This window comes from Segetibacter sp. 3557_3 (assembly GCF_004354985.1).
Lineage (GTDB): Bacteria > Bacteroidota > Bacteroidia > Chitinophagales > Chitinophagaceae > Segetibacter.
On record NZ_SMSK01000026.1, the window covers coordinates 22,847 to 37,126 of the forward strand.

Here is a 14,280-nt window from a genome sequence, read left to right on the forward strand (position 1 = left end):
CCAGCTAACCCCATATAAATCCGTACACGAATTAACTGTTGCCTGCAACGCAATCCTGTATGAATCCCATCATTCCTGGTGAGGGGTTCAGCAATATCTTAAGGCTTATGGGTTCCACGACGAACTAGCCCCTGTAATCCTTTGCCGCTGCTGCATCAAGGAACCAGTGTACATCACCATTCGCAGGCTTAATCAATTGTGCGGGTAAGCGAACAGGGTCCGCAGGGCCGTTGATTACGGCTGCTACTTTCTCTGCCTTCTCATCTCCTGCAACCAGGAACACCACCTGCTTCGACCGGTTTACGATTTCCGGGGTAAGCGTTAACCTTAAGGTTTCGGGTCCCCGGACCGAAGCGGTCCATGTTGAGAACTCATTGTTGTTCGTCGGAAAAAGGGAAAGGGTATGTCCATCGTTGCCGAGCCCCAGCAAGATCAGGTCAAATGAATGTTGCGACTCTTTAAAATAGGTTTCCAGGATCTTCTGGTATTCGTCCACAGCAGTATTTTCATCAACCCCGGTGTTCATCCGGTGTACCTGGCTATCCGGAACATCGGTATGACATAAAAATGCGTCGATGGCCAGACGTGCATTGTTCCGCTCATCATGGTATGGCACATATCGCTCATCGCCCCAAAAGAAGTGAACCCTTTCCCATTCTATGCTATCGCTATAACGCATTGCAAGTATATGGTATAGGTCCTTTGGTGTTGATCCGCCAGCGAGACAAAAAGTAAATCGCTCCTGTTTTTGCAGCGTGTCCGTAATATAGTCGGATATCCAGTCGGCAAGCGTCGCTACTACTTCGGCCACAGAAGGATAAACGTGTAGTTTCATCATGACTTTTGTTCTTTTGTATCTTTTGCTGAATTGATGTTGATCCAGTTGTGACCATCACGTGCAATAAGCGCTTCTGCATCTTCAGGACCCCATGAACCCGGCTGGTAATTTGGAAAGTCCACAGGTTCACGTTTCTCCCAGGCCTCCATAATAGGTGTAACTACCCGCCATGCGGCCTCAACCTGGTCGGCGCGCATAAACAGGGTAGCATCGCCCTCCATAACGTCGCGCAGAAGTGTTTCATAGGCTTCCGGTTCGGCTCCGCCATACTCTTCTTTATAATTGAAGATCATATCAACGGGGTGAAGCGACATCTCCGGCCCCGGACGCTTCGACTGGAATCGCAAACGAATATCCATCTCGGGTTGTATGCTGATGGTTAACCTGTTTGGCCGCCAGGTATGTGTAGCTTCTTCGGGAAACGAATAATTCGGGGCCGGTCTGAATTGTATTGTAATCAGTGATGTTTTTTCATGCATACGCTTACCCGTGCGAACATAAAAAGGAACACCCTGCCAGCGCCAGTTATCGATAAAAAACTTTACTGCAGCGAATGTCTCAACCTTCGACTGCTCCTCAACTTTTTCTTCTTCGCGATAAGCCTTCACTTCCGTTCCCTGGATCCACCCACTATTGTATTGGCCGCGAACAGCTACACTTGCAACATCTTCTTTATTTATTCGACGAAGCGCATTGAGTACATCAACTTTTTTGTTCCGGATTTCGTTTGAATTAAACGATACAGGTGCCTCCATTGCAATCATGCACAATAGCTGGAGGATGTGGTTTTGTACCATATCCCTTAACGCGCCGGATGTCTCGTAATAGTTTCCCCTCGACTCTACACCAACCGTTTCGGCAACGGTGATCTGTACGTGTTCGATGTAGTTCCTGTTCCAGATGGGTTCAAACAAAGCGTTTGCAAACCGCATCACAAGAATATTTTGAACCGTTTCCTTACCGAGGTAATGATCGATCCTGAAAATCTGTTCTTCCTTAAACATCGAACTCAACAAGGTATTCAGTTCATGCGCGCTCTTAAGATCGTGGCCAAAAGGTTTTTCCACTACAATCCGCGTAGCTTTGGTGTTAGCACAAAAATCCAGCTCTTTCAACTTTGAAGCAATATCGGGCACCAGCTGTGGCGCTACTGCCATATAGAAAATAACAATTGGATCCTGCCCAAATTCGTCCGTCTTTTCTTTGACTATCTGACCTATCTTCTTAAATACTTTTTCGTCGTCCAGCTTACCCGGAAGGTAACTGATCTGCTTTGAGAATTCTGCCCAGTCGCCGTTTTCGTCTTTTCTTCGCGAGTAAGCGTGAATGCCGTCGTAAAGGTATTTTCTAAAGGTCTGGTCTGTGTACTTGGTCCGCCCCTGGCCCACGATGCTAAAGTTCTCCGGCATAAGACCGTCGAGAAAAAGATTAAACAGCGCTGGTGATAACTTGCGTTGGTTGAGGTCGCCACTGCCACCGAAGATGAATAAGATCGTTGATGCTAACGGCTTACTATTTTTCATTAGTAGTTTTTAAAAGTTGGGGTCTCTGGTTCTGCAGAAAGCCCTTGTATAAGCTAAGAGCTCAACTGCAAACCTGTGCCAGAAAATAATTGTTTAAGGTTTTACCACGTTCCACTCGGTATGAAATACCCCGGGTTGATCAATTCGCTCATAGGTATGCGCACCAAAAAAGTCGCGTTGTGCCTGTACAAGGTTTACCGGTAAACGTTCTGCCCTAAAGGCATCGAAGTAGTACAAGCCAGATGTCATAGCACCCATGGGTAAACCTGCTTGAATGCCTTTTGAAACGGCGGTTCGAACACTGCCCTGGGTTCTTAAGATAATCTCGGCTATGTCGGGGTGTAAAAACAGGTTTTGCAGGTTTGGATCACTCGAGTAAGCAAGCTCAAAAACTTTTAACAACGATGACCGGATGATACATCCGCCTTTCCACACATTGATAACCCTCAGCATGTCTATTTGCATGTTGAGGTGAACTGATGCAACGCTAAGCATATTTAGTCCCTGCGCATAACTTGCGATCACAGCAAAAAGCAGGGCATCGTGTAGCTCTTTTATCAATTCCGCTTTATTCACGTCCTGCGTTTGCCGTTCAATGGGGTATAATGCTGATGCTTTTACACGCTGGTCTTTCAGGGAGGAAATGTTTCGCATTGTTACTGCCGCATCAATGCAGGGTATAGGTACAGAAATATCCAGCGCGTCCTGCGAGGTCCATTTACCTGTTCCTTTTGCACCTGCCTTGTCGAGGATCATGTCAACCAGACTTCCGGATGTTTTGTCATCGGCTTCCTTAAAGATGTGCGCCGTAATTTCCACCAGGAACGACTGAAGTTCTCCCTGGTTCCAATCGGCAAACACCTGTGCAAGTTCACTGTTTGATAAGCCCCCAACGTTTTTTAGTAAGTCATACACTTCGCTAATGAGTTGCATGATCGCATACTCAATTCCGTTATGTACCATCTTTACATAATGGCCTGCTGCGTCTTTACCCAGGTATGCTACACAAGGCACATTGTCGACAGAAGCAGCTACAGAAACGAATAACGGCTCGAGTCTTCGATAGGCCTCTTCGTCGCCTCCAGGCATTATGCTTGGACCCGTACGTGCACCTTCCTCTCCACCTGAGATTCCGGCACCTACAAAATGTATCTTTTTATCCTGCAGGTAAGTAATCCTTCTTAAGGTATCGGTATAGTGAGAATTGCCCCCATCAACAAGTATATCACCATCATCAACAAACGGCAGCAGGTCGTTAATTACATCGTCAACAATCTTACCTGCCGGAACGAGAAACATGATCTTCCGGGGTTTCGCCAAAAGGTCCATCATTTCGGGGATAGTGTTTACTCCTTTGATGGTTGTTCCCGGGCGTGCAGATTGCTCGAGGAGGTGGGTCTTTTCTTTGTTTTTATCGTACCCAAGAACTTTGAACCCATGATCTGCTAAGTTCAGTAACAGGTTACTTCCCATTACGCCAACGCCAATGATGCCAAAATCGAATTGTGCAGTTTCCATTGTTTAGGTCTTGTTTCGACTAAAATTACAGAAACCCTCAACAGCAGTCCCAATAAATTGTTTACCCGTAGTGCAGGTACCGTGCTTACGGGTGCAAACAACCACTACCCTACCTTTGCCAAAACTTTAATCATATGTCAGCACTAGTAAATGAATTCAATGAATACCGGGAGAAAATGAACGAGGTGATCTTAAGCAAAAACAACCTGGTGATGAAGCGGCTGTGGAACCTGGATACCAATACTTACGACGAAGGTGCCATTGATAAGAAAACAAAGGAAATGCTGGGTTTGGTTGCGAGCATGGTTTTGCGTTGCGACGACTGCATCAAATATCACCTGGGCAAAAGCCACGAGCTTGGCGTAACAACTGAACAGATGTACGAAATCTTTGCGGTTGCGAACATCGTGGGCGGAACAATCGTAATACCGCATACCCGTAGAGCAGCAGAATATTGGGAAGAACTACAAGGTAGCAGCTCAACAGATTAGCTTTGAGTACTTTGTCAACACTTTAGCCGGGCTTTGATTCTCCTAAATCCCTTGCCGGTACAAATGCGGCACCTTTCTCTTAAACTCTTATTAAAATAAGAACGATTTTGTTTAATTTAGTGACCTTTGGTTTTTAAATTCTACTATTAATGTCTACTATAACAGAACAACTGGTACCCACTCCTACTGCACCAGCACTGCTTACCGCAAAGGATTTTGCTACCGATCAGGAAGTAAGATGGTGCCCGGGTTGTGGTGATTATTCAATCCTTGCACAGGTTCAGAAGATTATGCCGGGGATTGGTGTACCGAAAGAGAATATCGTGATCATCAGCGGTATTGGTTGCAGCAGCCGTTTTCCATATTACATGAATACATATGGTATGCATAGCATACATGGCAGGGCAACCGCTATTGCAAGTGGTTTGAAGGCAAGCCGGCCGGAACTCAGTGTTTGGATTGTGACAGGTGACGGCGACAGCCTGAGCATTGGGGGCAACCACACCATGCACCTGTTACGCAGAAACTTTGATGTAAACGTATTACTGTTTAACAACCAGATCTACGGTTTAACAAAAGGGCAGTATTCCCCGACCAGTGAACGCAACAAGGTAACCAAGAGCACACCTTATGGTAGCCTTGATCATCCATATAACCCGCTTGCACTGGCAATGGGTGCCGATGCTACATTTGTGGCCCGGAGCATGGATCGTGATCCTAAACATCTTCAGGCTATGTTATCGCGTAGTCATAAACACAAGGGCACATCTTTGTTGGAGATCTACCAGAACTGTAACATTTTCAACGATGGGGCATTCGAAATCTTTACGGAGAAATCCTCAAAGCCCGAAGAAACGCTGTTCCTTGAACACGGCAAACCGTTGATCTTTGGTGCTGCTCAAAATAAGGGCATACGCATCGACGGTCTCCGCCCGGTGATAGTTGAACTTGGTAGTGAGTATAGTGCCAGCGATCTGTGGATACATGATGAAAACGACTTTTACAAAGCGCAAACCCTGGTTAGAATGTTTGATGATCCTTTACAGGGGCAGGCACACTTCCCGCGCCCGTTTGGTGTGTTCTACGAAAACCACCGCGACTGCTATGAGGACCTGATGCAAATGCAGATTGAAGAAACAATAGCGTTAAAAGGAGAAGGTGATCTTGATAAATTATTAAGGGGCAGAGAAGTTTGGGAGATCATGTCCTAAGTTTGTTAATACATGTAAAAGCCCCGGCAAAAACCGGGGCTTTTTTATTGCTTATTTGCAAAGTGTTGAACCACCATATCAGAATGCTAAGCGTGAGTTGATAACCTGAAACCTTGGCGACAAGTACAATCACCTATCGATAAACCCAGTTGATGGCAACCGGGTATCGTTTGCAAACCGTGGATCAACAGCCAATCAAAAACCGCTTCGTTCAAGTAAGGCCTTGTCTGCAAGTTCATACAATCTCTTCTTCTTCCAGTCGTACCATGGTTTGGTCAGGGTTTTCTTCATAACGGTATCAATGTTTCGCATACCAAACAAGTTCCATGCGCCGTGGAGTTTGCCACCGACCGACGACTGTAGCGCCCTTAAGCTCATTGCAAAGCCGCTGTCCAGGTACTCCATATGGTGCCAGTAGCCTGCAGGCATAAACAAGGTATCGCCGTGTTCAAGAATCACCTCGTAACCCTTAGCGAGTTTCAATGCCGGGAAGGCGCTATAGTCAGGTGTTTTTCCACCTTTATAGTAACCGGAAAAATCTGCCAGGCTTAATACTTCGAATGGCTTCCGATAGAGTTTATATTGTTCTTCGTATGGGAAAAGCAACACCCTTTTCCGACCAACAAACTGGGTATGCAGGATATGTGAAAGGTCGATATCAAAATGCATATGCGTGATGCTTGTTGCACCTCCTGTAAACAACATCGGATATCGTTTAACAAAGCCCTTCATCAGGTGGTCGGGCCAGCTGAAGTCACGCGTTAATTCGGGTGCATGTTCAAAGATGTTGAAGAGAAAAATTCGCCAGCCTGCCGGACCCGAACTGATCATGTCGATGTACTCACCAAAAGTTTTATAATCGTCGGCAGTGTTGATGGGGGTATAGGCGTCACTTTTAATGTTATTGTATAAGGCAACTTTTTTGTCGCCGATCAATTTTTTAAAGTAATCCCAGTTCCATTTTTCAAGTGCGTCCCACTGCTTAGCAAGGTCTTTAATGATCAGCGGGCGCTTGGGGTTGTAGTACTCCAACCTAAACGCTTTTGCGCTGATGTTGTCTACCACATCTATTTCTTCAAGAGTCATAAAAGCGCGATGTTTTAAGAGCTCAAAATTAGGTTGATTGCCTTTTGCTTACCGAAGTTTATCGGCCTCGCACACTGCTTAATATTCCAGCTTACTAATCGATTCAAAGTTTCAACAAAGCATAAAATACAGCTTTATTCATTGGTATCAAATCCCCGGGCTGCATCCCGTTAAGTGTCAGCTGCTCTATACGATAACGTATGAGGCGAAGGGTAGGAAAACCAACGTGTGCAGTCATCCTTCTTACCTGCCTGTTCTTTCCTTCGGTCAAGACGATTTTCAGCCACGATGTAGGAATACTTTTTCTGAACCGGATCGGCGGCACACGTTCGCTTACATCAGGAGAAGCCGGAAAGATTTCGACTTTAGCCTTCGCCGTTTTGTATGGCTTACCATCTATATTAATGACCACCCCGTTTTGAAGTTGTCTCACAGCATCAGTTGTAACCAGGCCGTCAACCTGAACCCAATATTCACGTTCATGTTTATGTTTCGGATTCAATAATCGTTGGTTTACCTGGGCATCGTTTGTAAGCAACAGTAAGCCTTCGCTATCATGGTCTAAGCGACCAACAGGATAAACATCAGCAGGAAGGTCGAAGTAATCGGCAAGTGTTTTTTTTCCTTCTGTACTTGTAAATTGGGAGAGTACCAGGTAGGGTTTGTAGATGGCAAAGTAGCGTTGCATAGCAATAAAAAAGCCCGGCAAATTACCGGGCTTTGATATATGGATGGGTTAGTAAGTAGTGGGAAATAATATTCCCTACACAATATTAAAAATTGTTTCCGCTAACACAAAAATTTTCTTACAATATTTTATACACAATTTCAAATCGATTTGTGAATAAGAAGCATCTACTCCGGCTTCAATCAGGGTAACGTGCATATCCATGATCTCCCGGTTAACACCTGGCTCAACATTAACTCCCTTCTGAAACCCGCATGTACAAAGGCTTTCAGCGCGCAGGTGCTAACGTGTTGCTACGGATCGTGTTTGCTAATGAGCGATGCCACACTGGTTGATTCTAATGTGCGGGTTGCGCGTAACCATTGTTTGCATCGGCAACACAAGAAAGTTGTAGCGGCAAAATGTATCAGCAAAGTTGCTATGCAAAACTTCATTCCCGTTGCTTCATCAGCCTTTAAATTTAAGCACATAAAGACCGGGATACCTTGCTTCATCTTAAAGCTGCGAATCGTGTTAAGATGCGAAAAGGTTGTAACGAATTATGCTAATGACAAGCAAGTATTTTTCTGATGCTTGCCTACAACTGCGGGGCAGTAAGAGTAGTCACTGCTATCGGAGGGACAAACGCCTGAGATAGCGTTTGCTTTTCACTTTGCGCTGACCAACTTTCTAAACCACAATAGAATTACATGAGAGCGGTGGTTTTATGGTCAAACACTACCTTTGACAAAACACTTCAGTTATGAAATTTCCTGCACCTGTTACTTTAGATTGGCTGGCTGAACTTCTTGAGGCAGAGATCATGGGCGATAAGGATATGCAGGCAACAGGGATCAACGAGATCCATCGTGTTGAGGCGGGTGATCTCGTTTTCGTTGACCACCCGAAGTATTACAACAAATGCTTGAACAGTGCTGCAAATTTCATCATCATCGATTCCCGGGATGTTGAGGTACCGCAAGGAAAAGCGTTGTTGGTTGTTAAGGAACCCTTTGAAGCATACCTGAAAATAGTCAGGCACTTCAGACCCTTCCAGCCTGCTGATAAATCTATCAGTGATAGTGCAGTAATTGGAGAAGGAACGGTAATCATGCCGAACGTTTTTATTGGCCATCACGTAACGATCGGCCGTAATTCGATCATTCATCCAAATGTTTCGATACTGGACTATTCCGTAATTGGCGACAACGTTATCATCCAGGCAGGAACCGTAATCGGTAGTGATGCATTTTATTACAATACCAAAAAGAACCGTGAGTTATGGTATAAAAAAATGCTCAGCTGTGGCAATGTCGTAATTGAAGATGATGTTGAAATTGGGGCAGGTTGCAACATCGACCGCGGTGTAACTTCAGAAACAAGAATCGGCAAGGGCTCGCGGTTGGATAATATGGTTCATATTGCACACGATGTAGTAGTTGGTAAAAACTGCTTGTTTGCAGCACAGGTTGCCATTGCAGGAGGAACAACCATTGAAGATGGTGTTGTGCTTTGGGGCCAGGTTGGCGTGAGTAAAACGCTTACCATAGGTGCAAATGCTGTTGTGCTTGCACAAAGCGGAGTGGGTGTTGACGTTGCACCAGGCAAGGTTATATGGGGATCACCTTCGGATGATGCGCTCACGAAAAAAAGGGAACTGGTATGGGTGAAACGTATACCAGAGCTGTGGAAGAAAGTGATGGACACAAAGTAACTATATCGTTCTTGCACCTGATTTGATACCCTCTGATAATTCAGCACAAACCCGTGCGATTGTTTGCTCAACCGGCCGATACTTAAACCCGGGGAGAAACTTAAAGAGCTTTGAATTATCATATCGCACAACAGCCTGTGCGCTGGTGGCAGTTTCTTTTGTCAGCAGCGGATCGGTGTGGTTGATCAATGATTTAATCTTTTCCACGCGCCACACAATCCCGGCAATTAGTGGATTAACTTTTTTGTGTGGCGGTCTTTTTCCAAACGACTTTGCCATCGCTGTAAATACATCTTTGAAAGGTACGTTTTCACTGCTGATGATGAATCGTTCGCCACTTAGGCCAAGACCCACCAGTTCAGTCATAATCTTCACCACATCTTCAACATCCACAAAGCCCGTTACACCTTCAGTATACCAGGGAAATTCGTTATAAGCCGATTTAAATATGCCAGATGAACCTTTTGTCCAGTCGCCGGCACCAAGGATAATGGATGGATTTACCACTACTGCGCGCAGGCCCTCGCCCACCCCTCGCCATACTTCCATTTCCGCCAGGTATTTACTTTTGCCGTAGTTGCTGTTGTTTGTTTCTTCTGACCAGTACATCTCTTCTGTTACAGGCTGGCCAACCTTGTTGCGACCTAGCGCTGCAACTGAACTTACAAAGCAAAGATGCTCTACATCGCTGGCCAGGCAAGCATTTACTACATTGGCAGTCCCTTCTATGTTTACCCGAAACATGTCCCTGACCTTTGCCGGATTATAGGAGATAATAGCTGCGCAGTGGTATACCTGGCGAACATCCGTTAGCGCTTCTTCAAGTGAGATGATGTCGAGAATGTCACCCTTAACCCATTGCACCCCTTCGCCATAGCTATTTTCCGGAACATTATTGCGGTACAAAGCCTTCACCTTTTCGCCCTGCCGGAGTAGGGCTTTAATGAGGTGTGAACCCACCAATCCAGTACCCCCGGTTACCAGGATTGCTCCCTTACCGTTAGATGTTTGCTGGCTTAGTGTCTCTGTCAAAACGGGTATTTACTTTATGATTTATTGTAGATGTAAAAGCCCTCGCCCGATTTACGGCCAAGCTTTCCTGATTCAAGAACCTGCTTCTGAAGATCTGATGGTGCAAGCCGGGGTGGCCTGCCCAGTTTATCCCATACCAATGTGCTTACCTGGTAGTTGACGTCCATCCCGATTAAATCCATCAACCTGAATGGACCCATCTTAAAACCTGTTGCTTCCATAACCTGATCGACCAAAGCGGGTGTAGCAATGCCCGATGCTACTATTTTCAGGGCCTCCAGGTAGTAAGGCCGTGCTACCCTGTTAACGATAAAGCCGGGACTATCGTTGCAAATAACAGGTGTTTTACCAAGCCTGATTGCGAGATCATAAATGCTGTTTACAACCGCTTCTGCTGTGTCGGTGCCCTTCACCACTTCTACCAACCTGAGTATCGGGGCTGGATTAAAGAAGTGCATTCCCACGAGCCTTGAAGGGTTAGAGAGCCTTGCACCAATGGCACTTACCGGAATAGAAGATGTGTTTGTTGCAAAAATCGTTTCAGGTGGATTAAGTCCGGCAAGCGTGTTAAACAAACTTACTTTTTCGTCCTCGTTCTCAATAATTGCTTCAATCACCACATCAGCCCGGCACTCGGTGATATCCGGGGTAAAACGCAGCCGGGAGAGGATGCGAGCTACTTCATCAACCGTAACCTTTCCTTTGCCTGCGAGTACATCCAGGCCAGCCCTGATGCTATGCTCGCTCCGCTGGAGCATTGCTGCATTAACATCAAATAGCACCGTATTAAAGCCCGCTACGGCACATACCTGCGCTATCCCGCTGCCCATTGTTCCTGCACCGCATATACAAATGCTTTCGATCATATTGCCTGGTAGTATCGCCATTGCGATCCCTGTAAAATTAGGCTGTTGTAATTAAAGCACCACGATAATTGGGCTAACGTAAAAAGGGTTCCGCATTGCAGAACCCTTTTATCGAGTAAGTATCAGGAAGCAAACATTGTTCAATTAAAACAGATGTTCACCATGTTGCTTATTGCTGTAACATCTGCTTGCGACGTTCGTGTTGAACCACTCTTTCAGTGCCATGCGCTTCATGGCTGTGTTGCACTTCGAGCGGTTTAAGCTTGATGATACCAAAGAAATGCATGCCTTTCATCACCAGGTAGGTGGTATCGAATTCGTACCATTTGCGGGCGAAGTTTGGATTTGACTTTGCGTGGTGGTGATTGTTCTGGAATAACTCTCCCATAAGCAAAACACCCCATGGCGTAGTATTACGGGAATGATCGCCATTGTTGTAATTGCTATAACCAAGCTTGTGGCCAAACCAGTTTACGATTGCTCCCTGGATCGGGCCCATCAGGAAGTGAATTGGCAATAACAGGAACCACCAATAACTTGGAGCAAAGTAAAAATAAATAGCAGTATAAGCGATCATGAAAGTTACACGAACGATATTATTGCTACCGAACCGATCAAGACTTTTCCAAATCGGAAGGTATTCCCGTGTGAACTGAGGATCGGGAAGGTCCTGGCCGGTAAGAAACCTGCGATAAATAGCCGCAGTATGCATCATCATATGATAAACGTCCTTGAAGAAGTGTGGTGAATGGGGATCCATCTCCGTATCGCTATAAGTATGGTGCATGCGATGCATTACTGCATATGCACGGGGCACCAGGAACGACGAACCTTGCACAAACCATGTGCTGAAATAGAAAACCCTTTCCCATCCCGGTGTAACATTATACATCTGGTGGGAAGCGTAACGATGAAGAAAAAAGGAGTGAAAAAACAAAGAAAGAAACCAATGGGTAAAGAAAAAGGTGAGAATAACTGCCATGCGCAAATGTTGAAGTGGAATTAAAAGGTGAAAGATACAGCTTATACCATTACACCACTTTCGTGCCGCGGCGTTGATTGCTTGCCTGGTTATTGATAAAATCCTTCTTACCAACAAACAGATCTGGAACACCGATCATGAGATATGCCGGATACCATTGGTTATGAAGAAGAAATGCACATACCTGAATACCTATGTGTTAACGCGATTGACGTTAAAATTTCATCGCTGTATGCAGTTAAAACACGCCTAATTTAACAGCTTTTTAAAACTAACGGAGAGGTTACAGGCACAATTAAGCCGGTTGCGACTACGTCCGCCTACTTTCCAGCTGATTACATGATCAACAAAATTCTAATTGGTCAAACGTTGCTGAACACCAGGCGCAAACGGTTCTGCAGTGTGTTGATGAAAATTAAACAGCCCCCGTAAACTGGCGCAGAAAGCGCACATCGTTTTGTGAGTAAAGTCGAAGATCGTTGATCCGGTATTTAAGCTGGCAGATCCGTTCAATGCCCATTCCAAATGCAAAACCTGTGAAGGACTCGGGATCGATTTTGAAATTTTCCAACATTTTTGGGTGAACCATTCCACAACCCAGAATTTCTACCCATCCCGTGTGCTTGCACAAGCTGCAGCCCTTGCCGCCGCAAACCGTACAGCTGATATCCATCTCAGCGCTGGGCTCAGTAAAAGGGAAGTAACTGGGCCGGAAACGGATTTTGGCATCGGCACCAAACATTTCTTTTACGAAAAAGTAAAGTGTTTGTTTCAGGTCGGCAAAGCTAACCGCATCATCTACGTAGAGGCCTTCAACCTGGTGAAAAAAGCAATGTGCCCGTGCGCTAATGGTTTCATTGCGATATACCCGACCCGGGCAGATGATACGAATAGGTGGACGTTGTTTTTCCATCACCCTTGCCTGTACGCTGCTGGTATGTGTGCGCAGGAGGTAGTCTGGATTTTGGTTCAGGTAAAAGGTATCCTGCATATCGCGGGCAGGATGATTTTCAGGAAGGTTTAAGGCCGTAAAGTTGTGCCAGTCGTCCTCAATTTCAGGACCTTCAGCAACAGCAAATCCCAAACGCTTGAAAATTGAAACAATCTGGTTTCGCACAATGCTAAGCGGGTGACGGGTTCCTACAATAAGGGGATCACCGGGAAGTGACCAGTCCTGCTCAGGGCTTGCAGCATGTGTGCTGCTATTTGCCGCCATTTTAAGGCCTTCTAATTTATCTTCTGCAAATTGTTTGAAATCGTTTAACAGGAGACCAAATTCCTTGCGCTTATCTGCGGGAACATTTTTCATCTCAGCCATTACCGATTTCACAAGACCTTTTGTTCCAAGATACCTGATGCGAAAGGCTTCTAATTCATCGGCATTGGTAACCTTTGCGGCTTCGATTTCCTGTTTATAACCTTCAATTTTTTGCAGCAGTTCTTCCATTCCACGAAGATAATGAAGTTAAAAATACCCGGGTTGCCATCGCAACTTAGTGCATCTTTCAAACCTGAGGAAGGTTAAAGGTCACCCAGCTGCGGGCGTAAAACAATATCCTCAACAACTGCCCTTGGCGACAGTTGTGAGGCGACATAAATCATTTCAGCAACATCTTTCGGATCCATTATTCTTTGCGGATCGATGCCCGATCCTTCCCAGCTTGCCGTCATTGTTGCGCCAGGTAAGACGGCTGTGACTTTGATGTTGTACGGCTTCATCTCTTCCCGGAGGTTTTTAGAAAAACCCAGCAACGCAAATTTGCTGATGCTGTAAGCGCCGCCGTTTGCATAAGCATTCAAAGAGGCAATCGAACACATGTTGAAGATGTGACCGGTTTTTGCTTCCATCATTCGCGGCAGCAGCAAACGGGTAAGGTGGTAAGCACTGTACAGGTTAACAGCAATCATTTGTTCAAGTGTACCGGCCGGTTCGTTATGGATGCTTCCCGGCAAAAACTGTCCTGCGTTGTTTACAAGTATGTCTGGAACAAGGTCCTTTTCCAATATCCATTTACCAAATGCTGCAACGTCTTCAGGCTGGCTTAAATCTGCTGCCTTTGCCCGTACGGTACAATCCGGGTATTTCGTCTGCAACTCATCCATCATCCCGTACAAGCCTGTTTCGCTGCGCGAACATACCACGAGGTTTGCACCGGCGGCAGCAAACCGCTCAGCAACCGCCCGTCCTATTCCTTTTGAGGCACCAGTAACAATTACGTTCATATTATCTGTTGTGTACGCGAAGTAAGAACAATTTTAACGCTTCGGGCAATGTGCCTGATTAACTAATGGCGTGGGTGGCAGCACGCAGGAGTCCGCAGGCCCGAACTTTGCACGCTTACTTTTGTAATT

At 45.7% G+C, this 14,280-nt stretch carries 13 protein-coding genes; 3 read left to right on the top strand and 10 right to left on the bottom strand.

What is annotated here, in order from left to right; genetic code table 11:
• Nucleotides 1–124: 124 nt before the first annotated feature.
• The 3 genes from pgl to gndA all read right to left on the bottom strand — a co-directional run bounded on the left by pgl (nucleotide 125) and on the right by gndA (nucleotide 3,879).
• Complete coding sequence (gene pgl / locus EXU57_RS23565; RefSeq protein WP_133270727.1) at nucleotides 125–838, bottom strand: 6-phosphogluconolactonase; 714 nt, start codon at nucleotides 836–838, stop codon at nucleotides 125–127.
• On the bottom strand, nucleotides 835–2,361 hold the full coding sequence (gene zwf / locus EXU57_RS23570; RefSeq protein ID WP_133270728.1) for a glucose-6-phosphate dehydrogenase: 1,527 nt from the start codon (nucleotides 2,359–2,361) through the stop codon (nucleotides 835–837). The genes pgl and zwf overlap by 4 nt, the downstream gene beginning before the upstream one ends.
• Nucleotides 2,362–2,454: 93 nt before the next feature.
• Nucleotides 2,455–3,879 (bottom strand): NADP-dependent phosphogluconate dehydrogenase, encoded by a 1,425-nt coding sequence (gndA, locus tag EXU57_RS23575; protein WP_133270729.1) that lies wholly within the window; start codon nucleotides 3,877–3,879, stop codon nucleotides 2,455–2,457.
• Nucleotides 3,880–4,013: 134 nt separating this feature from the next.
• On the opposite strand from gndA, the gene EXU57_RS23580 reads away from it, so the two are divergent.
• Together EXU57_RS23580 and EXU57_RS23585 are read left to right on the top strand one after the other, a co-directional pair.
• Nucleotides 4,014–4,370, top strand: coding sequence for a carboxymuconolactone decarboxylase family protein (locus tag EXU57_RS23580; RefSeq protein ID WP_133270730.1), 357 nt, complete (start codon nucleotides 4,014–4,016; stop codon nucleotides 4,368–4,370).
• Between the two features lie 149 nt (nucleotides 4,371–4,519).
• The gene (locus EXU57_RS23585) at nucleotides 4,520–5,581 is read left to right on the top strand and encodes a 2-oxoacid:ferredoxin oxidoreductase subunit beta (RefSeq protein ID WP_133270731.1); all 1,062 of its coding nucleotides are present in this window, start codon (nucleotides 4,520–4,522) and stop codon (nucleotides 5,579–5,581) included.
• A gap of 195 nt (nucleotides 5,582–5,776) precedes the next feature.
• Here the strand turns inward: EXU57_RS23585 and EXU57_RS23590 are convergent, their stop codons facing one another.
• Nucleotides 5,777–6,667, bottom strand: a complete 891-nt coding sequence (locus tag EXU57_RS23590; protein WP_133270732.1) for a cupin-like domain-containing protein — start codon at nucleotides 6,665–6,667, stop codon at nucleotides 5,777–5,779.
• A gap of 103 nt (nucleotides 6,668–6,770) precedes the next feature.
• On the bottom strand, nucleotides 6,771–7,355 hold the full coding sequence (locus tag EXU57_RS23595; protein WP_133270733.1) for a pseudouridine synthase: 585 nt from the start codon (nucleotides 7,353–7,355) through the stop codon (nucleotides 6,771–6,773).
• Nucleotides 7,356–8,097: 742 nt separating this feature from the next.
• Here EXU57_RS23595 and EXU57_RS23600 point away from each other — a divergent pair.
• The gene (locus EXU57_RS23600) at nucleotides 8,098–9,048 is read left to right on the top strand and encodes a UDP-3-O-(3-hydroxymyristoyl)glucosamine N-acyltransferase (RefSeq protein ID WP_133270734.1); all 951 of its coding nucleotides are present in this window, start codon (nucleotides 8,098–8,100) and stop codon (nucleotides 9,046–9,048) included.
• Here the strand turns inward: EXU57_RS23600 and EXU57_RS23605 are convergent, their stop codons facing one another.
• The 5 genes from EXU57_RS23605 to EXU57_RS23625 all read right to left on the bottom strand — a co-directional run bounded on the left by EXU57_RS23605 (nucleotide 9,049) and on the right by EXU57_RS23625 (nucleotide 14,151).
• Nucleotides 9,049–10,080 (bottom strand): NAD-dependent epimerase/dehydratase family protein, encoded by a 1,032-nt coding sequence (locus tag EXU57_RS23605; RefSeq protein ID WP_243745702.1) that lies wholly within the window; start codon nucleotides 10,078–10,080, stop codon nucleotides 9,049–9,051.
• 14 nt (nucleotides 10,081–10,094) lie between these two features.
• Nucleotides 10,095–10,967 carry a 3-hydroxyacyl-CoA dehydrogenase family protein gene (locus tag EXU57_RS23610; RefSeq protein ID WP_133270736.1) on the bottom strand — a complete coding sequence of 291 codons (873 nt, stop codon included), beginning with the start codon at nucleotides 10,965–10,967 and terminating at the stop codon, nucleotides 10,095–10,097.
• A 148-nt stretch (nucleotides 10,968–11,115) separates the two neighbouring features.
• Nucleotides 11,116–11,928: a fatty acid desaturase gene (locus tag EXU57_RS23615; RefSeq protein WP_133270737.1), complete on the bottom strand. Its 813-nt coding sequence runs from the start codon at nucleotides 11,926–11,928 to the stop codon at nucleotides 11,116–11,118.
• A 415-nt stretch (nucleotides 11,929–12,343) separates the two neighbouring features.
• Nucleotides 12,344–13,375, bottom strand: coding sequence for a phenylalanine--tRNA ligase subunit alpha (pheS, locus tag EXU57_RS23620; protein WP_133270738.1), 1,032 nt, complete (start codon nucleotides 13,373–13,375; stop codon nucleotides 12,344–12,346).
• Nucleotides 13,376–13,449: 74 nt separating this feature from the next.
• On the bottom strand, nucleotides 13,450–14,151 hold the full coding sequence (locus tag EXU57_RS23625) for an SDR family oxidoreductase (RefSeq protein WP_133270739.1): 702 nt from the start codon (nucleotides 14,149–14,151) through the stop codon (nucleotides 13,450–13,452).
• Between the last annotated feature and the right edge of the window lie 129 nt (nucleotides 14,152–14,280).